16 protein-coding genes and 2 tRNA genes are annotated in these 19,188 nt (G+C 74.7%); 13 read left to right on the top strand and 5 right to left on the bottom strand.

From position 1 onward, the window contains the following. Positions 1-22 precede the first annotated feature (22 nt). Complete coding sequence (locus ABD948_RS19230; protein WP_345269578.1) at positions 23-1,189, top strand: SpoIID/LytB domain-containing protein; 1,167 nt, start codon at positions 23-25, stop codon at positions 1,187-1,189. On the opposite strand, the gene ABD948_RS19225 is transcribed toward ABD948_RS19230, so the two are convergent. Beyond that, entirely contained in the window at positions 1,171-2,370 is a 1,200-nt protein-coding gene (locus ABD948_RS19225; RefSeq protein ID WP_345269560.1) for a benzoate/H(+) symporter BenE family transporter, read from the bottom strand. The genes ABD948_RS19230 and ABD948_RS19225 overlap by 19 nt on opposite strands. Positions 2,371-2,433: 63 nt before the next feature. On the opposite strand from ABD948_RS19225, the gene ABD948_RS19220 reads away from it, so the two are divergent. Further along, positions 2,434-2,967, top strand: coding sequence for a helix-turn-helix domain-containing protein (locus ABD948_RS19220; protein ID WP_345269550.1), 534 nt, complete (start codon positions 2,434-2,436; stop codon positions 2,965-2,967). 13 nt (positions 2,968-2,980) lie between these two features. Here ABD948_RS19220 and ABD948_RS19215 read toward each other — a convergent pair whose 3' ends face one another. Continuing rightward, complete coding sequence (locus ABD948_RS19215) at positions 2,981-6,367, bottom strand: pyruvate carboxylase (RefSeq protein ID WP_345269535.1); 3,387 nt, start codon at positions 6,365-6,367, stop codon at positions 2,981-2,983. 94 nt (positions 6,368-6,461) lie between these two features. On the opposite strand from ABD948_RS19215, the gene ABD948_RS19210 reads away from it, so the two are divergent. Continuing rightward, positions 6,462-7,931, top strand: coding sequence for a fused MFS/spermidine synthase (locus tag ABD948_RS19210; protein ID WP_345269523.1), 1,470 nt, complete (start codon positions 6,462-6,464; stop codon positions 7,929-7,931). Here ABD948_RS19210 and ABD948_RS19205 read toward each other — a convergent pair. Genes ABD948_RS19205 through ABD948_RS19195 form a run of 3 tightly spaced genes read right to left on the bottom strand, consistent with a single transcriptional unit; the run spans position 7,922 to position 10,194 of the window. After that, positions 7,922-9,469 (bottom strand): PH domain-containing protein, encoded by a 1,548-nt coding sequence (locus ABD948_RS19205; RefSeq protein WP_345269505.1) that lies wholly within the window; start codon positions 9,467-9,469, stop codon positions 7,922-7,924. The genes ABD948_RS19210 and ABD948_RS19205 overlap by 10 nt on opposite strands. Beyond that, complete coding sequence (locus ABD948_RS19200) at positions 9,466-9,978, bottom strand: PH domain-containing protein (protein ID WP_345269470.1); 513 nt, start codon at positions 9,976-9,978, stop codon at positions 9,466-9,468. The genes ABD948_RS19205 and ABD948_RS19200 overlap by 4 nt, the downstream gene beginning before the upstream one ends. A 24-nt stretch (positions 9,979-10,002) precedes the next feature. Then, positions 10,003-10,194 (bottom strand): hypothetical protein, encoded by a 192-nt coding sequence (locus ABD948_RS19195; RefSeq protein ID WP_345269457.1) that lies wholly within the window; start codon positions 10,192-10,194, stop codon positions 10,003-10,005. A 94-nt stretch (positions 10,195-10,288) separates the two neighbouring features. On the opposite strand from ABD948_RS19195, the gene ABD948_RS19190 reads away from it, so the two are divergent. From ABD948_RS19190 to ABD948_RS19145, 10 genes are all read left to right on the top strand, one after another. Further along, positions 10,289-10,858, top strand: a complete 570-nt coding sequence (locus ABD948_RS19190) for an LURP-one-related family protein (RefSeq protein WP_345269453.1) — start codon at positions 10,289-10,291, stop codon at positions 10,856-10,858. A gap of 11 nt (positions 10,859-10,869) precedes the next feature. Beyond that, positions 10,870-11,772, top strand: coding sequence for an alpha/beta hydrolase (locus tag ABD948_RS19185; protein ID WP_345269445.1), 903 nt, complete (start codon positions 10,870-10,872; stop codon positions 11,770-11,772). A 23-nt stretch (positions 11,773-11,795) separates the two neighbouring features. Next, on the top strand, positions 11,796-12,863 hold the full coding sequence (locus ABD948_RS19180) for an App1 family protein phosphatidate phosphatase (protein WP_345269434.1): 1,068 nt from the start codon (positions 11,796-11,798) through the stop codon (positions 12,861-12,863). Positions 12,864-12,922: 59 nt separating this feature from the next. Continuing rightward, positions 12,923-13,426 carry a ribose-5-phosphate isomerase gene (locus ABD948_RS19175; protein ID WP_345269423.1) on the top strand — a complete coding sequence of 168 codons (504 nt, stop codon included), beginning with the start codon at positions 12,923-12,925 and terminating at the stop codon, positions 13,424-13,426. Continuing rightward, positions 13,419-14,279, top strand: a complete 861-nt coding sequence (locus tag ABD948_RS19170; protein WP_345269417.1) for an Fpg/Nei family DNA glycosylase — start codon at positions 13,419-13,421, stop codon at positions 14,277-14,279. Before ABD948_RS19175 ends, ABD948_RS19170 begins: the two co-directional genes overlap by 8 nt. A gap of 107 nt (positions 14,280-14,386) precedes the next feature. Further along, a complete protein-coding gene (locus tag ABD948_RS19165; RefSeq protein ID WP_345269409.1) occupies positions 14,387-15,568 on the top strand; it encodes a SpoIIE family protein phosphatase in 1,182 nt (393 codons plus the stop codon). 96 nt (positions 15,569-15,664) lie between these two features. After that, a tRNA-Gly gene (locus tag ABD948_RS19160) sits at positions 15,665-15,738 on the top strand. Positions 15,739-15,772: 34 nt separating this feature from the next. Continuing rightward, positions 15,773-15,845, top strand: a tRNA-Pro gene (locus ABD948_RS19155). Positions 15,846-15,903: 58 nt separating this feature from the next. Next, complete coding sequence (gene tig / locus ABD948_RS19150) at positions 15,904-17,349, top strand: trigger factor (RefSeq protein WP_345269398.1); 1,446 nt, start codon at positions 15,904-15,906, stop codon at positions 17,347-17,349. Positions 17,350-17,468: 119 nt separating this feature from the next. Continuing rightward, positions 17,469-19,187 carry a serine/threonine-protein kinase gene (locus ABD948_RS19145; RefSeq protein ID WP_345269383.1) on the top strand — a complete coding sequence of 573 codons (1,719 nt, stop codon included), beginning with the start codon at positions 17,469-17,471 and terminating at the stop codon, positions 19,185-19,187. The last annotated feature ends 1 nt before the right edge of the window (position 19,188 follow it).

The raw sequence follows: 19,188 nt of genomic DNA, 5'->3' as shown, positions 1-19,188 counted from the left end.
CGGTGCCGCGTACCCTCGCCGGGTGAGACGTCTCGGATCCCTGCTGCTGGTGGCCGCCCTCGCGGGGGTGGCAGCTCCTGCCGCGGCCGACGCCGTCGACGACAGCCCCCGCGCCCCGGCGGTGCGCGCCGAGCGTGCAGCGCCGGCGATCTCGGTGCTGGGCAACGGCTACGGGCACGGCCGGGGGCTCTCGCAGCACGGCGCCCAGAGCCGGGCGCTCGACGGGCAGGGCCACCGCGCGATCGTCGAGCACTACTACCCGGGCACCACCTGGGGGTCGGCCCGCGGGAAGGTGCTGGTGCAGATCAGTGCCGACACCACCCGCGACGTCGTCGTGGCACCGCGCCGTGGTCTGGTGGCCAGCGCGGTGCGCGGGGGCGAGCGGGTGGCGGTGGCCAAGGTGCGGCCGCGGGCGACCCGCTTCCGGCTGCTGCCCGTGCAGGGCGGCACCCGCGTGCAGGCCCTCCAGGGCGGGTGGCGCACGCTGCGCACGCTGCCGGGGGCCGCGGAGTTCCGCGCCCAGGGGCAGCCCGTCACGCTGTTCGTCACCCCGCGCACGCGGGTCTCCTACCGGGGCGCCCTGCGCGCTGCCGGCGGTGACACCGTCAACGTCGTCAGCCTCGAGGACTACCTGCGCGGCGTGGTGCCGCAGGAGGTGCCGGCGCTGTGGCACCCCGAGGCGGTGCGTGCCCAGTCGGTGGCCGCCCGCACCTACGCCGCCTTCGAGCGCGCCCAGCCGCTGGCTGCGCACTACCAGATCTGCGACACCTCCCAGTGCCAGGTCTACGGCGGCGCGAGCGCCGAGCACCCGGCCTCCGACGCCGCCATCGCCGCCACCGCCGGCCAGGTGCTGCTCAGCGGCGGTCGGCCCGCGTTCACGCAGTTCTCCGCCAGCAACGGCGGGTGGAGCGTCGCGGGCTCCCAGCCCTACCTGCGTGCGGCGGCCGACCCCTTCGACACCGCCTACCGCGGCTGGACCGCCAGCATCGACGGCGCCGCGGTCAGCCGTGCCTACCCGGCGATCGGCGCGTTCACGGGCGCCACGGTGACCCGGCGCGACGGCAACGGCCGCTGGGGAGGGCGCCCGCTCGCCGTCCGGCTCACCGGCACCCAGACCTCCACCACCGTCTCGGGCGAGACGTTCCGCTCGGTCTTCGGCCTGCGCTCGAGCTACTTCACGCTGCGCTGAGCCCGCCGGCCGCGGTGCGACCCAGCGGTCGAGGCCGGCCGCAGCAGCGGCCGCACCACCAGGCCGGCCAGCAGCGCCCAGAACGCGGAGCCGACCCCGAGCACGACGACGCCCGAGGCCGCGACCAGGAAGGTGACGGCGGCCGCCTCGCGGTCGGCGTCCTGCGCGAGCGCACCGGAGAGCGAGGCCGCCAGCACGCCCACGAGCGCCAGCCCGGCCGCCGCGGGGATCACGTCGCCCGGGGCGGCGGCCACCAGGGCGGCCAGCGCGGGTGTGGCCAGCGCCAGCACCAGGTAGGTGATCGCCGCGCTGACGGCCGCGACCCAGCGCCGCGAGCGGTCCGGACCGGCGTCGGGGCCGGCGGTCATGGCGGCGGTGATGGCCGCCAGGTTGACGGCGTGCCCGCCGAACGGTGCCGCCACGGCGGTGCCCAGCCCGGTCGCGGTCATGGCCTCGCGCCAGGGCACCGTCCACCCGTGGCTGGCCATCACCGCCACGCCCGGCACGTTCTGGGAGGCCATCGTGACGACGTAGAGAGGCAGCGTCAGGCCCACCAGCGCCTGCACGCTCCAGGCGGGGGCGGTCACCTCCAGCACCGGGAGCAGCTGCTCGGCCCGCAGCGACCCGCCCGCCTCCACCAGCACGACGACCAGCGCCACGGCCAGCGCCACCGGTGAGGCCCACCGGCGCGAGATCCGGTGCATCACGAGCCAGGCGATGACGACCGGCCCGACCAGCAGCGGCGAGGCGGCGGTGCCGGTGACGGTGGCCAGGCACAACGGCGCCACCACCCCTGCCAGCATCGCGCGGGCCAGGGCGGGCGGGATGCGGCCGATCAGCGCGCCGAGCGCCGGCACCAGACCGGTGAGCACGATCAGTGCTCCCGTGACCAGGAACGCGCCCACCGCAGCCGGCCACCCGCCCGCGACGGTGCCCGTGGAGAGCAGCAGCGCCGCGCCCGGCGTCGACCAGGCCAGGGCGATGGGGGAGCGGTGCCGCAGCGCCAGCCACAGCATCGCCACGGCCTGCACCACGCACAGCGCGAGCACGCCCGAGGCGGCCTGGTCGGGCGTGGCACCCACCGCGACCAGCGCGGCCAGCACCACCACGAACGAGCTGCTGAAGCCCACCAGCGCGGCGACGACACCGGCGACCACGGGAGCGGTGTCATGCTGGGTCACGGGGCGTCCTCGGTCTCGGCGATAGGGTTCTGTAAACAGAACGCACGGTAGCGGAGGTGGTGGGTGGACGACGCATCGCTCGCCGTCGGCGCGCGCGTGAGAGCGCTGCGCCAGGAGCGCGGGCTCTCGCTGACGGCGCTCGCCGACGCCGCCGGCATCGGCAAGGGGTCGCTCTCCGAGCTCGAGAACGGGGGCCGCAACCCCACGCTCGCCACCCTGTACGCCATCGCGTCCCCGCTCGGCGTCCCCCTCGGGGCGCTCCTGGACTTCCGCGAGGGGGCGCGGGTCGACGGGGACGGCGTCGAGACCACGCTGCTGCACACCGAGCACGGCGACGGCCGCACCTCGGAGGTCTACCTCCTCCGGGTCGCGGCCGGCGTCACGCGCCGCTCCGGGCCGCACTCGACCTGGGTGGTCGAGCAGCTGGTCGTGCTGGAGGGCACCTGCGAGGTCGCCCACGGCGATCCCGGCGAGGAGGTGGTCGTGACGCTGGGCCCCGGCGGCACCACCCGGCTGCCCGGCGACGTGCCGCACCGCTACACCGCCCTGGGGCCCGACGACGTGCGTGCGATCGACGTCATCGTCACGCCCTGGTAGGGCCTGCTCGCCGTCAGCCCAGCACGACCACCAGGTCGCCGCCGTCGACCGCGCGCGTGCCGGTGAACGCCAGGCGCTCCACCGTGCCGTCGGCGGGGGCGGTGATCGAGGCCTCCATCTTCATGGCCTCGATCGTGGCCAGCGTGTCGCCGGCCGCCACCTGGTCGCCCTCGCCCACCGTCACCGTGACGACGCCCTGGAACGGCGCGGCCACGTGGCCCGCCGTGCCGGGGTCGGCCTTCTCGGCGCTGACGACCTCGGAGCTCACCGAGGTGTCGCGCACCGAGATGGGGCGCAGCTGGCCGTTGATCAGCGCCATGACCGACCGGAAGCCGCGCTCGTCGGGGTCGCTGATGGCCTGCACCCCCAGGATGATCGTCTTGCCCTCCTCGAGGGTGACCTCGCGCTCCTCGCCCTGGCGCAGCCCGTAGAGGTAGTCCAGCGTGGGCAGCACGGAGAGGTCGCCGTAGCGCTCGCGGCCCTCCAGGTAGGTGGCCGTGGGGCCCGGGAAGAGCAGTCGGTTGAGCGTCGCGCGGCGGGTGGCCGAGCTGCCCTGCAGCGCCTCGGCGTCGTCCGGCTCGAGCGACTCCGCGGGCTTCTTCCAGGTGCGTCCCTCGAGCGCCTTGGTGCGGAAGGGCTCGGGCCAGCCGCCCGGCGGGTCGCCCAGCTCGCCGTTGAGGAAGCCCACGACGGAGTCGGGGAGGTCGAAGCGTGCCGGGTCCTCGGCGAACTCCGCGGGGTCGGCGCCGATGCCGACCAGCGCCAGCGCGAGGTCGCCCACCACCTTCGAGGAGGGGGTCACCTTCACGATGTTGCCGAGGATGTCGTTGGCCGCGGCGTACATGTCCTCGACCTGCTCGAACTTCTCGCCGAGGCCCAGCGCGATCGCCTGCTGGCGCAGGTTGGAGAGCTGGCCGCCGGGGATCTCGTGGCGGTAGACGCGCCCGGTGGGCGCGGGGAGCCCGGACTCGAAGGGTGCGTAGGTGCGGCGGGTCGCCTCCCAGTAGGGCTCCAGGGCGTTGACGGCGGCCAGCGAGAGACCGGTCTGGCGCTCACCGTGGTCGGTGGCCGAGACCAGGCCCGAGAGGGCCGGCTGCGAGGTGGTGCCCGCCATCGAGGCGCAGGCGGCGTCGACGGCGTCGACGCCCGCGTCGATAGCGGCCACCAGCGTGGCCAGCTGGCCGCCGGGGGTGTCGTGGGTGTGCAGGTGCACGGGCAGGTCGAAGTTCTCGCGCAGCGCGGTGACGAGCGTGCGGGCCGCCGGCACGCGCAGCAGACCGGCCATGTCCTTGATCGCGAGCACGTGCGCTCCCGCCTCGACGATGCGCTCGGCCAGCCGCAGGTAGTAGTCGAGCGTGTAGAGCTGCTCGCCGGGGTCGGAGAGGTCACCGGTGTAGCAGAGCGCCACCTCGGCGACGCTGCCGCCGTGGGCGCGCACGGCCTCGATCGCCGGGCGCATCTGCTCCACGTCGTTGAGGGCGTCGAAGATGCGGAAGACGTCGATGCCGGTCTGGGCGGCCTCGGCCACGAAGGCGTCGGTCACCGCAGTCGGGTAGGGCGTGTAACCCACGGTGTTGCGACCGCGCAGCAGCATCTGCAGGCAGATGTTGGGCACCGCCTGGCGCAGCGAGGCCAGGCGCTCCCAGGGGTCCTCGGTGAGGAAGCGCAGGGCGACGTCGTAGGTGGCGCCGCCCCAGCACTCCAGCGACCACAGCTGCGGCGTCGTCCTGGCCACCGCCGGCGCGACGGCGAGCAGGTCGCGGGTGCGCACGCGGGTGGCGAGCAGCGACTGGTGGGCGTCGCGGAAGGTGGTGTCGGTGACCGCGACGGCGGTCTGCGCCCGCAGTCGCCGGGCGAACTCCTCGGGGCCGACCTCCAGCAGCAGCTGGCGCGAGCCGTCGGGTGCCGGCACGGCGACGTCGACCGGCGGCAGCTTGCTGGCAGGGTCGATCGCCACCGGGGCCTCGCCGTGCGGCCGGTTGACGGTGACCTCGGCCAGGTAGCTCAGCAGCTTGGTGCCGCGGTCGCCCTTCCCGCGCGACTGCAGCAGCTGCGGGTGGGTCTCGATGAACGAGGTGGTGATCTGCCCGGCGGCGAAGTCGGGGTCGTCGAGCACCGCCTGCAGGAAGGAGATGTTGGTCGTGACGCCGCGGATGCGGAACTCGGCCACGGCGCGACGCGCCTTCTCCACGGCCTTGTCGAAGGTGCGGCCGCGGCAGGTCAGCTTGGCCAGCATGGAGTCGAAGTGCGCCGAGACCTCGGCGCCGGTGTAGGTGGTGCCGCCGTCGACGCGCACGCCGAGACCGCCGGGGGAGCGGTAGGTGGTGATCTTCCCGGTGTCGGGGCGGAACCCGTTGGCGGGGTCCTCGGTGGTGATGCGGCACTGCAGCGCGGCCCCGCGGATGCTCACCGTCTCCTGCGAGAGCCCGAGGTCGGCGAGCGTCTCGCCCGAGGCGATGCGCAGCTGGCTCTGCACCAGGTCGACGTCGGTGATCTCCTCGGTGACCGTGTGCTCCACCTGGATGCGGGGGTTCATCTCGATGAACACGTAGCTGCCCTGGGGGTCGAGCAGGAACTCGACCGTGCCGGCGTTGCGATAGCCGATCTCGCGGGCGAAGCGCACGGCGTCGGCGCACATCCGCTCGCGCAGCTCCGGGTCGAGGTTGGGGGCCGGCGCGATCTCGACGACCTTCTGGTGGCGTCGCTGGACCGAGCAGTCGCGCTCGAAGAGGTGCATCACCTCGCCGGTGCCGTCGGCCAGGATCTGCACCTCGATGTGGCGCGGGTCCACGACCGCCTGCTCGATGAAGACCGTGGGGTCGCCGAAGGCGCCTTCGGCCTCGCGCATGCAGGTCTCCACGGCCTCCCGCAGCCTGGCGGGGTCGTCGACGCGGCGCATGCCGCGCCCGCCGCCGCCGGCGACCGCCTTGACGAACAGCGGGTAGGGCAGCTCGGAGGCCGCCTCGACGAGCGCGTCGGGGTCGGTGGAGGGCTCCACGGAGGCGAGCACGGGCACGCCCGCGGCCTTGGCGGCAGCGATCGCGCGCGCCTTGTTGCCGGTCAGCGTGAGCACCTCGGCGGTCGGCCCCACGAAGGTGATGCCGGCGTTCGCGCACGCCTCGGCCAGCTCGGGGTTCTCCGAGAGGAACCCGTAGCCCGGGTAGACGGCGTCGGCGCCGCAGCGCACGGCGACGTCGACGATGGCCTGCGGGTCCAGGTAGGCGCGCACCGGGTGACCCCGCTCGCCGATCTCGTAGGCCTCGTCGGCCTTGAGCCGGTGCTCGGACCAGCGGTCCTCGTGCGGGAAGACGGCCACCGTCCGCGCACCGACCTCGTAGGCGGCGCGGAAGGCGCGGATCGCGATCTCGCCACGGTTGGCCACGAGCACCTTGGAGAACATGCGCAGACTCTAGGAGCCGCGCGCGGTTACCGGCGGGTCGTGTCCGCCGTGGGGGTGGATGGGGTGCCCTGGGACGCCCTGGAACCATGGCGGGGTGCCCGCTCCGCGCCTGCTGCTCCCGGCCCTGGTCCTGTGGTCCTCGGCGGCCGTGCTCGTCGTCGAGCTGGTGGCGCTGCGGCTGCTGGCGCCCTACCTCGGGCTGACGCTCGAGACCAACACGCTCGTCATCGGGATCGCGCTGGCCGCGATCGCCTACGGCTCCTGGGCCGGCGGCCGGGCCGCGGACCGCACGCCGCCGCAGCGGCTGCTGATGCCGCTGCTCCTCGTCTCGGGGGCCGTCGTCGCGCTGACGCCGTTCGTGGTCCGCGCCTCCGCCGGGGTGGCGGGTGGCGCCCTGCTGGTGCCGGTGGCCGCGGTCACGATCCTCGTGCCGGGAGCGGCGCTCTCGGCCGTGACGCCGATCGTCACCAAGCTGCGGCTGGAGTCCCTGGAGCGCACCGGTGAGGTGGTCGGCCGGCTCTCGGGCCTCTCCACGCTCGGGGCGATCGCCGGCACCGTGGTGACCGGCTTCGTGCTGATCTCGCGGGTGCCGGTGGGCGTGATCTTGGTGGGCCTGGGCGCCAGCCTGGTGCTGCTCGGCCTGCTGGTGGGTCCGTGGTCGGCGGTCTGGCGCCCCGCGGCGGCCGCCGCGCTGATCGTCGTCGGCGGGGGTGCAGGTGTGGCCAGCGGCGTCGGCGGCTGCGACGCCGAGACCGTCTACCACTGCGCCGAGGTGCTGCCCGATCCCGACCGCGAGGGCGGCCGGCTGCTGGTGCTCGACGGCGTCCGCCACTCCTACGTGGACCTCGAGGACCCCACCACGCTCGACTTCGCCTACGTGCGCGCGCTCGCGGCCGCCGTCGAGACCGGCTACCCCGACCGCGCCGAGGACGCGCCGCTGGCCGCCCACCACGTGGGCGGCGGCGGCCTGACCCTGCCGCGCTGGCTGGCCCAGGTGCGCCCGGGCAGCACCAGCACGGTCTCGGAGATCGACCGCGGCGTGGTGGGCGTGGACCGCGAGCTGCTGGGCCTGGAGACCTCACCGGCGCTGCAGGTGCGCGTGGAGGACGGCCGGACGGCGCTGGCCGACCTGGAGCCCGCCTCGCTGGACCTGGTGGTGGGCGACGCGTTCGGCGGCGTGAGCGTGCCGTGGCACCTCACCACGCGCGAGGCGCTGCGGGAGGTCCGCGCGTCGCTCGCGCCCGGAGGGCGCTACGCCGCCAACCTGATCGACCACGGTCCGCTGGCCTTCGCGCGGGCCGAGGTGGCCACGCTGCGCACGGTCTTCGAGCACGTCGCGGTGGCTGCCGACCCGGCGGTGCTCGACCGCGCCGACGGCGGCAACCTGGTGGTGCTGGCCTCCGACGATGCGCTCGAGGTGGCAGCCTGGGAGGCGGCGCTCGCCGAGCGCGACACCGGGTGGGCGGTGCTCCAGGGCGATGCGCTGGACGCCTGGGTCGGCGACGCGGAGGTGCTCACCGACGACTACGCGCCCGTGGACCAGCTGCTGACGCCCTACGGCTGAGCGGCGACCTCGGCGACCTCGGCGACCTCGGCGAACAGCGTGGGCGTGGCCCGCGCGACCAGCGCCAGCGCCAGCTGCTCGGGCACGTCGAGCACCTCGACCCGCTGGTCGCCGCCGGCGGTGGTGGCCACCAGCGTCACCAGCCCCTGACGCCGCTGGAAGTACGTGGACCGCAGGTTCCAGCCGATCACGTGGCCGGCGGCGAGCGCCTCCCGCTCACGCAGCAGGCTGCCCGAGCGGGCGACCACGTGACCCGCGAGGAAGCCGTGGCCCAGGCCCCGCGCGCGGTCCGCGGCGAGTCCCAGCAGCAGCGCGAGCAGCACCACCGCGAGCGCGACGACCCACCACGGCACCCCGGGCTCCAGCGCGCGGGCCAGCACCGCGGCGGCCACGAGGAGTCCTCCGGGCACCAGGGCGCGCAGGTAGCGACGACGCGTGGCCGCCGCGCCGTGCCGCACCAGCGGGGCGTGCACGGGCTCGGCGGTGCCGAGCACGGTCGCGGCCGCGTGCTCCACCGCGGCCCGCGGGGCCGGCGGCACCAGGGCGGAGTCGCCCTGCGTGGTGCGCAGGCCCGTCACGATCGCCCCCAGCCGGCTGCCGCGCGCCCACCGCAGGCCCAGCGGCTGGTGCAGGGTCACCCCGGCGACGCGCTCGTCGTCGATGCTGGTCTCGCGGGTGGTCAGCAGCCCGCGGCGCACGTGCCAGGAGCCGCCGCCGTGGCTGAGCCGGAACCCCCAGTTGGTGAGCAGGTAGCCGACCACCGAGAGCACGACCGAGGCCAGCGCCACCACCACCAGCCCCACGACGACCGCGACCCACAGCGAGACGGCCACCACCCACTGCTCGGGGTGCAGGTCGTCCCACAGGTCCAGGGAGCCGAGCAGCTGGCTGCCGCCGCCCACCAGGGCCGCGGCGATGACGATGCCGGCCGAGGTGAACGGCGCGAAGCGCAGCCACGCCGGGCTGAACACCAGCGCGACCCGCTCCGGCGCCGGCTCCGGTGGCGGTGCGGGAGCGGGGAGGGCGACGCCGTCGGGGCCGAGGACGGGCTCGGCGAGCGGGCCGGGCGGCGCGGGCGGGGCGGCGACCCGCAGCAGCTGGGCGCGCAGCGCGTGCGCCTGGGCCACGGGCAGGCCGTCGAGGTCCAGCTTCTCGTCGCCGTCGGTGGAGGCCGTGCCGGTGCCGATCTTGACCGTGACCAGACCCAGCACCCGGTGCACCGGGCTCGCCGTCAGGTCGACCGAGCGCACCCGCTCCACCGGGGCCGAGAGCACGTGCCTGCTCACCAGGCCGCGGCGCAGCTCCACGCGCCCGTTCGCCACGCGGTAGCGGGTGGTCAGGTACCGGCCCACGCCCAGGGCCACCGGCACCACGATCGTCAGGTACTGCCACGGGCGGCCGGTGGCGGTGCCCGCCACGAAGAAGGCCAGCAGCGGCACGATGAACCGGCCCACCTCGCGCACCGGGTAGACCAGCATCATCCGGCGGTCGAGCCGTTGCCAGTCGTCCGGAGCAGCCAGCAGGTCCGGCTGGCTCACGTGGCGTCGCCCTCGACGGCGTCGGCGCGCAGCGTCAGCTCGTCGACCAGCCGGCGTGCGCGGTCGCGGCGCAGGCCGGAGATGCTGAGCGCACCCGCGGCCGAGGCCGTCGTCACCGTGACCGACGCCAGGCCGAACAGCCGCTCCACCGGGCCCTCGGCGTAGTCGACGGTCTGGATGCGGGAGATGGGGGCGATCCGGCGCTCGCGCGACCACCAGCCGACCTGGGTGTGCACCGCGGTCTCGGTGACCTCCCACCGGTGCACCAGGTAGCGCCAGTGGGGCACGACGGCCACGTAGAGCAGGTCGAGCGCGACGACGCCGGCGACCATCCACCAGCGCAGCTCCACGACACCCGTGAGCACCACGACCGTGCCGATGATCCCGAGCGTCACCACGGACTCGACCACGCTCGAGACGATCCACATCAGCCGGGCGCGGGGGTCCACCCGCTGCGCGGGCTCGCGCAGGGCCGGCACGGCCGCGGGTGGGGGAGCGGGGGCGGACATGCCGTCGAATCTACGTGCCGCGTCTCACCGGGCCTCGACCTCCCACTCACGGACCGCGACCTCGCGCAGCGCCGCCTGCTGGTCAGGCGAGGGCCCACTGCCGCGGAAGCGGTCCAGCTGCTCCTGCCCGGCCCAGACCTCGAGGACGTTGACCCGGCCCAGGTAGGCATCCCGCTCGGGTGGGTCGACGGCCAGGTGTCCGCTGACGATGATCACGCACGTTCCGACCGGCCTCGGCCCGGCAACTCATCGCCCCACCGGTGCGCGGCGTCCGGTGTGCCGACCGCCCGCGCTGGATACCCTTCACCGCATGACCGCGGAGATGCACCTGCCCACGTTCTTCGTCAAGCAGAAGTTCGCGATGACCACGAACCGCTACGAGCTCTTCGCGCCGGGCGCGGACGGCGGCCTGGGTCAGTCGATGGGGGTGGCCCAGCAGAAGCGGATGGCGTTCAAGGAGCAGGTGACTTTCTTCGCCGACGAGAGCCGCAGCCGCGCGGTGTTCGCGTTCAAGGCGCGCCAGCGCGTGGACCTCAACGCCGGCTACGACGTCACCGACGAGGCCGGGCAGCAGATCGGCTTCTTCCGCAAGGACTTCAAGGCCTCGCTGCTGCGCTCGACCTTCCACGTGGAGGGGCCGGGCTACCAGGGCAGCGGTCAGGAGCGTAGCCAGGCGGTGGCGCTGGTGCGTCGCTTCCTCGACATCCCGTTCCTGCCGATCCACTTCGACTTCGTGACCCCCGAGGGGCAGGCGCTGCTCAGCATCGAGCGGCAGTCCTCGGTGCGTGACCGCTACACCGTGCACGTGCCCGACCAGCGCGTCGACTTCCGCGTCGCCGCGGCGCTCGCCGTCGGCCTCGACGCACTCATGCAGCGCTGAGGCGGGGAGCCGTGGCACTGCACCCCCAGGCGCGCGAGGCGATCGCCCGCGCCGCCGCCGACACCCCCGTGCACAGCCCGGCGTTCGACGTCGAGCAGGCGCGGGCCCAGGCCCGAGCGCTGGCCACGGGCGAGCCGCGCGAGCAGGTCGCGGCCGTCTCCGACCACGACGCCGACGGCGTGCCGGTGCGCCTCTACGAGCCGCAGGGCGCCCGCCCCGGTTTGGTGGTGCACGCGCACGGCGGCGGGTTCGTCATGCACGACGTCGAGGTGCACGACGCGGCCTGCCGCGCGCTGGCCAACCGCACCGGTCGCCGGGTGCTGAGCATCGACTACCGCCGCCCGCCGGAGCACCGCTTCCCGGCGGCACCGGACGACGTCAGCACCGTGGTGGGCTGGCTCGACGGCCCGGACGTACCGGAGGCCCTGCGCGGAGCACCGCTCGCGGCGCACGGCGACAGCGCCGGCGGCAACCTTGCCCTGGTGGCGGCGCTGCGCCACCCGGGACGCTTCGCCGCGCTGGTCCTGGTCTACCCCTTCCTGGACCCGACCGCGGGCTTCGACTCCTACCGCACGGCGGCCGACGGCTTCGACCCGCGTGACGCCGCCTGGTATTGGGAGCAGTACGCCGCGACCCCGGCCGACCTCACCCACCCCGACCTGGCGCCGCTCGTCGTCGACGACGACCGCCTGGCCACGCTGCCGCCCACGATGGTGGCGACCGCCGAGCACGACCCGCTGCGCGACGAGGGCGAGCACCTCGCGACCCGCGTCGTCGAGGCGGGGGTGCCCGTGGTGGCGACCCGGTACCTCGGCCAGATCCACGGCTTCTGGCGCCACCTGGCGGTCTTCCCGGCCGCCGACGCGCTGATGCGGCAGACCGGCGGCTTCCTCGACGCCCACCTCGGGACCTGAGACCGAGGGCGGGCGGGAGGGGCATGGCCAGCGAACCCGGGTCCGAGCGGCCGCACGTCGCGCGCGTCGTCGAGGACGGGTGGAACCTGGGCCTCGCGGTGGTGCTCACCCGCGTGGGGTGGGGGCACCGCGTGGTCGGGCACGTGGGCTACGGCGGTGCCGGCTTCGTCCGGGTGCTCGCCCGGGTGCTGCGGGCCGCCCCCGGCTCCGAGCCGTCCTCGGACGGCGCCCTGCTGCAACGCCGCGGCTGGCGCAACTTCGTCACCGCCGAGGCACTGGCCACCCCCGTGCGCGTCGAGGTGGGGGGCCAGGTGCACGAGGCCCTCACCGACCGCTCCGGCAACCTCGACGTGCGCCTGCCCAACCCCGGGCTCGAGCCGGGCTGGCACCACGCCCGCGTGAGCGTGCCCGGCGGGGGCGTGCAGGCCACCGCCGAGTCGCCGCTGCTCGTGGTGGGGGAGGAGACGCGGCTGGGGATCGTCAGCGACATCGACGACACCGTGCTGACCACGCTGCTGCCCCGGCCCCTGCTCGCGGCCTACCACACGTTCGTGGCGCGCGAGGAGGCTCGTCGTCCGGTGCCGGGGATGGCCGAGCTGTACGCGGGCATCGTGGCGGGCACGGGCGACGGCAGTGCCCAGGTGCCCACGGTCTACGTGAGCACCGGCGCGTGGAACACCGCCGCCACCCTGCGGCGCTTCCTGGCCCGCGAGGGTCTGCCGTCCGGCCCGATGCTGCTCACCGACTGGGGGCCGACCAACACCGGTTGGTTCCGCTCGGGGCGTGACCACAAGGCCGAGTGCCTGCGCACCCTGGCCCGCGACCTGCCGCACGTGGCGTGGGTGCTGGTGGGCGACGACGGCCAGCACGACCCGACGATCTACGCCGACTTCGCCCGGTCCCACCCCGGCAACGTGCGCGCGATCGCGCTGCGCGAGCTCTCGATGAGCCAGCAGGTGCTGGCCTCCGGCTCGCCCCTCCCGCGCGAGGAGGCCGGCGAGGAGGCCGGGGTGCCCGAGATCCCGGAGGTGCGGGGCGCCGACGGGCACGAGCTGGCCGCGCGGCTGCTGCCGCTGCTCGCCGGAGCGTGACCCGGGCCCGACCGGAGCCTGGCCGGGGTGCCCGGCGGGCCTCTGCCAGACTTCGGCCCATGCGCGTGCACCTCGGCTCCGACCACGCCGGCCTCGAGCTCAAGGACCACCTGGCCCGCTGGCTCGCCGAGCACGGGTACGAGCCCGTCGACCACGGCCCGTTCGTCTACGACGCCCTCGACGACTACCCGGTCTTCTGCCTGCGTGCGGCCGAGGGGGTCGCGGCCGAGCGGGCCGAGGGCGCCGACAGCCTCGGCGTGGTGATCGGCGGCTCGGGCAACGGCGAGCAGATGGCGGCCAACAAGGTCCCGGGGGTGCGGTGCGCGCTCGTGTGGTCGCAGCAGACCGCCGAGCTGGCCCGGCAGCACAACGACGCCACCGTCGTCTCGGTCGGCGGCCGGATGCACACGCTCGAGGAGATGACCTCCTTCGTCGAGACCTTCCTGCGCACCCCGTTCTCCGGGGACGAGCGGCACGTGCGCCGCATCGGGCAGCTCAGCGACTACGAGGCCACGCACGAGCTGCCGCCGCTGCCGGACTCTGCCCGGCAGCCCGGTGCCTGAGGGGCACACCCTCCACCGCCTGGCCGGTCACCTGCGGGAGGCCTTCGCCGGTGCGCCGGTGCGGGTCAGCAGCCCGCAGGGGCGCTTCGCCGACTCCGCCGCCCTGCTCGACGGAGCGGTGCTCGAGGGCGCGGAGGCCTGGGGCAAGCAGCTGTTCCTCGAGCTCGCCGACGAGCGGTTCGTGCACGTGCACCTGGGGCTGATCGGCCGCTTCGACGTGCACACGGGTCTGGCGCAGGTGCCCGACCCCGTGGGTCAGGTGCGGCTGCGGCTGGTGCGAGACGAGGCGGGAGGGCGTGCGGACGGCGCCGCGGTCGCCGACCTGCGCGGCGCCATCACCTGCGAGCTGGTCACCCGTGAGCGGCGCGACGCCGTCGTCGCGGCCGCGGGACCCGACCCGCTGCGCGCCGACGCCGACCCCCGCCGCGCCTGGGCGCGCATCTCGCGCAGCAGCGCCCCGATCGGTGCGCTCCTGATGGACCAGGGCGTCGTGGCCGGCATCGGGAACGTGTACCGCGCCGAGCTGCTCTTCCGCCACCGGGTGCACCCGCTGCGCCCCGGCCGCACCCTGCGGTCGGGTCGGTGGCAGGAGATGTGGGAGGACCTGGCGGTGCTCATGGCCGAGGGCGTGCGCACCGGCCGGATCGACACCGTGCGCCCCGAGCACACCCCCGAGGCGATGGGCCGCGAGCCGCGGCGCGACGACCACGGGGGAGAGGTGTACGTCTACCGCCGCACCGGGCAGCCGTGCCTGGTCTGCGGGCGCGCGATCCGGACCGAAGGGCTGGTGGGCCGCAACCTGTTCTGGTGTCCGCGTTGCCAGCCCACCTTCCGCTCGCGCGCCGTAGGGTGAGCCCGATCCCACCGGATCTCCGCGCCGGGTCCCCGCCACACCCGGCCACCCCCGCCGCAACCCGCCGCACACCTGGCGCCCGACCGGCGCCGTCGAGGACCCGAGACATGACCACCGACCACACCACCCGCCCCCTGGACGCCCGTGAGGAGCCCGGCCACCGGCCGGCGCGTCCGGCCGGGCGCGCGCCGCTGGCGCAGCGGGTGCGCGGTGGCGGAGCGCGGCCCCCGGTGCGTCGGCCCACCCTGGGCCACCGGCGGCGGGCCCTGCTGCGCGAGCACCGCGCCGGGCTGCTGCTCGCGCTGGCCACGGTGGGCCTGACGCTGCTGGTGGTGGTCTACACCGAGCGGATGCCGACCACGGCCCTGATGGTGCCCCTGCTCGTCGGGAGCCTGCTGCTCGGCCCACGCACGCTGCCCTGGTTCGTCGTCGTCGTGATGGCGTGCGTGACCGTGCAGATCGCCGTGCAACCCGAGGTCACCTACCGGATCGCCGCCGCGACCGTGGTGCAGTTCCTGATGGGCCTGATCGTGCTGGTGTCGGCGCTGCGCCGTGCCAGGCTCGGCGTCGCGGGGGTGCGCGGTGAGTCGATGTTCGTCGACCTGCGCGACCGCATCCTGACCCAGGGGCGGGTGCCTGCCCTGCCCGAGCCGTGGGACGTGCAGACGGCGCTCCGCTCGGCCGGCGGCACGCCGTTCGCCGGCGACTTCGTGGTGGCCACCACCCTCGAGGCCGGGCTTCGGCTCGAGCTGGTCGTGGTCGACGTGTCCGGCAAGGGGGAGCAGGCAGGCACCCGTGCGCTGCTGCTCTCCGGCGCGTTCGGCGGCCTGCTCGGTGCGCTGCCGAGCGACCGCTTCCTCCCGGCGGCCAACGACTACCTGCTGCGCCAGGGCTGGGACGAGGGCTTCGCGACCGCCGTCCACCTCTCGCTCGACCTGGCGACCGGCGACTACGAGGTGCGCACCGCCGGTCACCCGCCTGCCCTGCACCGCCTCAGCGGCTCGGGTCGCTGGCAGGTGCTGCGGTGCGAGGGCCCGGTGCTGGGGGTGCTCGAGGCGGCCGAGTACCCGCCGGTCCGGGGGAGGCTGGGTTCCGGCGACGCCGTGCTCCTCTACACCGACGGCATGGTCGAGGAGCCGCGTCGTGACATCGACCTGGGCATCGACGCGCTGCAGGGTGCTGCCGAGGCGATGCTGCGCGGCGGCACGACCGGTGCCGCGGGTCGGCTGGCCGACGCCCTCGGCTCCCCGGAGGACGACCGCGCGGTCGTCCTCGTGCACCGGCGCTGACCGGGTGGTCGCACCGCTGGCCCGTTTGGGTCCGCCGCGCCGCCGTGTGGCACGATGGCAGGCGCTGCGAGGCCGCCGGCAGGTGGCTCGCGCAGTGCGGATGTAGCTCAATGGTAGAGCCCCAGTCTTCCAAACTGGCTACGCGGGTTCGATTCCCGTCATCCGCTCCAAGTGAGCTCCACCAGCCGGTGGAGCGCCGCTTGGCGGGGCGTAGCGTAGTGGCTAGCGCGCCTGCTTTGGGAGCAGGAGACCGCAGGTTCGAGTCCTGTCGCCCCGACGGCCAGCCCGGCCAGCAGCACCCGCCCGGACAGACCCCGACAGTAGGAGACAGACCTGTGAAGAGCGCCGTCGAGACCTTGAGCCCGACCCGGGCCAAGCTCACCGTCGAGGTGCCCTTCGAGGAGCTCAAGCCGAGCCTCGACAAGGCGTACAAGCAGATCGCCCAGCAGATCAACGTCCCCGGCTTCCGCCGCGGCAAAGTGCCTCCGATGGTGATCGACCGCCAGGTCGGCCGCGGTGCGGTGCTGGACCAGGCGATCAACGAGACCCTGCCGGCCAAGTACGCCGAGGCGCTGCAGGCCAACGACCTCACCCCGGTCGCGCAGCCCGAGATCGAGGTGACCAAGCTCGAGGACAACGAGGTGCTGGAGTTCACCGCCGAGGTGGACGTGCGCCCCGAGATCGAGCTCCCCTCCTACGAGGGCCTCACCGCCCAGGTCGACGACATCGAGGTCACCGACGAGGACGTCGACGAGCAGCTGCAGGCCCTGCGCGAGCGCTTCGGCACCCTCCAGGACGTCGAGCGCGCTGCCCAGGACGACGACTTCGTGGTCATCGACCTCAAGGCCACCCAGGACGGCGAGGTCGTCGACGGCGCCGAGGTCACCGGCATGTCCTACCGCGTGGGTCGCGGCGGCATGATCGAGGGTCTCGACGAGGCCCTCACCGGCCTGTCGGCCGGCGAGACCGCCACCTTCACCACCAGCCTCGTCGGTGGCGACCTGGTGGGCACCGAGGTCGAGGTCGCGGTCGTCGTCAACCAGGTGCAGGAGCAGGAGCTGCCCGAGCTCGACGACGACTTCGCCCAGGAGGCCTCGGAGTTCGACACCGTCGAGGAGCTCAAGGCCGACCTGCGCGAGCGACTGGGCAACGGCAAGCGCCTCGAGCAGGCCGCCGCCGCCCGTGACGCGGTGCTGGAGGCCCTGCTGGAGCAGGTCGAGGTGCCGCTGCCCGAGAGCATGCTCACCGAGGAGCTCAACGCGCGTCGTCAGGGCATGGAGCAGCAGCTGGCCTACGCCGGCACCACGCTGGACGCCTACCTCGAGGAGGAGGGCCAGACGATCGACGAGTTCGAGGCCGAGCTCGAGAAGCGGGTCCGCGACGCCGTCGCCGCGCAGTTCCTGCTCGACGAGATCGCCCAGGCCGAGGAGCTCGGCATCGACCAGTCCGAGCTCCAGCAGCACATCGTGCGGCGCGCCCAGCAGTCCGGCCAGGACCCGCAGGAGTTCGCCAACCACATGTTCGAGCACAACCACATCCCCGAGCTGGTCCAGGAGATCCGCCGGGGCAAGGCGCTCGCGCTGATCGTGGAGTCCGCCACCGTCACCGACGCCAGCGGCAACCACGTCGAGCTGAAGAACCTCAAGCCCGACGGCACCATCGGCGAGCCCGAGGCAGAGGTCGAGGAGTCCGCTGAGGCGGGCGACGAGGCCGCCGACCAGGCTGGCGACGAGGCCGAGGTCGAGACCACCGAGGACGGCGCCGAGGACAGCAAGGCCTGATCCCCCTCGGGTCGAGCTCCAGCCACCGCACCCCGGGCGGCGCCGCACGGCGCCCCCGGGGTGCGGTGCGTCCGGGGGATCCGCCCTGGGGCGTGGTGGGGGCCGATTAGGCTGCGGGCATGGTCTCGGCAGGCACGGGGGAGGGCTCCGACGCGGCGTGGCGACCCCCGCCCCCGGCACCCCCGGCCGAGCAGCTCGCGGGCTACGAGAACCTGGTCGAGGTGGGCCGTGGCGGGGACTCGGTGGTCTACCGGGCCCGGCAGGTGGGCCTGGGCCGCGAGGTCGCCGTCAAGGTGCTGCTGGTCGACGACGAGGCGCGCCGCGCGCGGTTCGCCCGCGAGGTCGAGATCACCGTCGACCTGGGGCGCCAGCACCCGCACATCGTCAGCGTGCTGGCCACCGGCACCACCGCGAGCGGGCGGCCGGCCATCGTCATGGACTTCGCCGAGGCCGGGTCGCTGCACGACCGGCTCAAGGCGCACGGGCCGCTGCCGGTCGAGGAGGTCGCTCGGATCGGCGAGGTGCTGGCCGACGCGCTGGCCTTCGCGCACGAGCGCGGCGTGCTGCACCGCGACGTGAAGCCGCAGAACGTGCTGGTGCTGCCGACCTCGTGGGTGCTCGCCGACTTCGGCATCGCGCGACTGGTGGACTCCGAGCACACCAGCTCGGCAGAGACCTTCACCTACCGTCACGCCGCGCCGCAGCTGCTCGACGGCCACCCGCCCACGGCCGCCGACGACGTGTGGTCGCTGGGCTCGACGCTGTACACACTGCTCGACGGACGCCCGCCCTTCGCCAGCGCCGACCCGGACGACGACTCGGCGCTGGCCTACCTGCGCCGCACCCGCACCGAGCCCTACCGGCCGCTCACCGTCCCCGGCACCGAGCGCATCGCCGCCGTCATCGACCGCTGCCTGGCCAAGGACCCTGCCGAGCGGTGGCCCTCGGCGTCGGCCGTGCGCGAGGCCCTGGCCGACCTGCGCTCCTCGGCGTGGGAGCCGGGTGCGCAGGACACCTCCGCGCCGTCGCCGCCACCGGCAGCCCCCACGCCGAGCGGTGGCCCGGAGGTCACCGGACCCACCGGAGCGCCGAGCGCCGTCGAGGCGGCGCCGCCGATCAGCGCTGTCCCGGTGCCACCGGCTCCGGCGGCGCGGCCGACGCCGGCAGGGTCCGTGCACCAGGAGCCTGCCCCGGTGGCGCTCTCGGCTGCGGGGCACGTGGTCGTGGAGCCGCTGCGCGACGCCGAGCCCACGGGCACGGGTCTGCCTGACTCCACCGGACACCCGATCGTGACGACGGCCGGGGGTTTTCCCGGAGGTGGCCCGCGGGTGCCGGAGCAGGAGGAACCACGACGCAGCAGGCTGCCGCTGCTGCTGGGCGCGGCCGCGCTGGCGGTGGGTCTGGTGCTGGGTCTGACGGCGACGCTGCTGCGCGGCGGGGACGACGACGGGGCCGCCGCGCCCGACATCCCCACGCAGGACGCGACGGTGGGTCAGCCGCTGCCCTCGCTGACCGAAGAGCCCACCGACGTGCAGACCGACGTCGGTCAGCCCAACCCCGAGCTCTCGTTCGTGCTACGTCGCGTGGAGGCCGACGGTGGCACCGCGGTCCGCGCCGCGTGGACCGACCCGACCGGCGGCGAGGGCCTGTTCGTGCTGCACCAGGTCAGGCCGGAGGAGGACCTGCTGGGCGAGTTCCCGACCGGCACGGTCGAGGGCGAGATGGTGCACCCGGTGCCGCTGGGCCGCAGCTGCTACTACATGACGGTCGTGACGGTCACCGACGGCTTCGGCATCTCCGACGAGAAGTGCCTGACCCGGGAGCTGCCGGGCGGCTGAG

It is taken from the genome of Nocardioides nanhaiensis (assembly GCF_039542785.1).
Lineage (GTDB): Bacteria > Actinomycetota > Actinomycetes > Propionibacteriales > Nocardioidaceae > Nocardioides > Nocardioides nanhaiensis.
Note: the sequence above shows the minus strand (reverse complement) of the source record. Positions and strands in the feature narration are given on the sequence as shown.

What these genes read in the sequence shown, in the direction of transcription:
- ABD948_RS19215 (WP_345269535.1), bottom strand. Translation starts at nt 6,367, where the DNA reads ATGTTCTCCAAGGTGCTCGTGGCCAACCGTGGCGAGATCGCGATCCGC.
- ABD948_RS19200 (WP_345269470.1), bottom strand. Translation starts at nt 9,978, where the DNA reads ATGTCCGCCCCCGCTCCCCCACCCGCGGCCGTGCCGGCCCTGCGCGAG.
- ABD948_RS19190 (WP_345269453.1), top strand. Translation starts at nt 10,289, where the DNA reads ATGACCGCGGAGATGCACCTGCCCACGTTCTTCGTCAAGCAGAAGTTC.
- ABD948_RS19180 (WP_345269434.1), top strand. Translation starts at nt 11,796, where the DNA reads ATGGCCAGCGAACCCGGGTCCGAGCGGCCGCACGTCGCGCGCGTCGTC.
- ABD948_RS19175 (WP_345269423.1), top strand. Translation starts at nt 12,923, where the DNA reads ATGCGCGTGCACCTCGGCTCCGACCACGCCGGCCTCGAGCTCAAGGAC.
- ABD948_RS19165 (WP_345269409.1), top strand. Translation starts at nt 14,387, where the DNA reads ATGACCACCGACCACACCACCCGCCCCCTGGACGCCCGTGAGGAGCCC.
- ABD948_RS19145 (WP_345269383.1), top strand. Translation starts at nt 17,469, where the DNA reads ATGGTCTCGGCAGGCACGGGGGAGGGCTCCGACGCGGCGTGGCGACCC.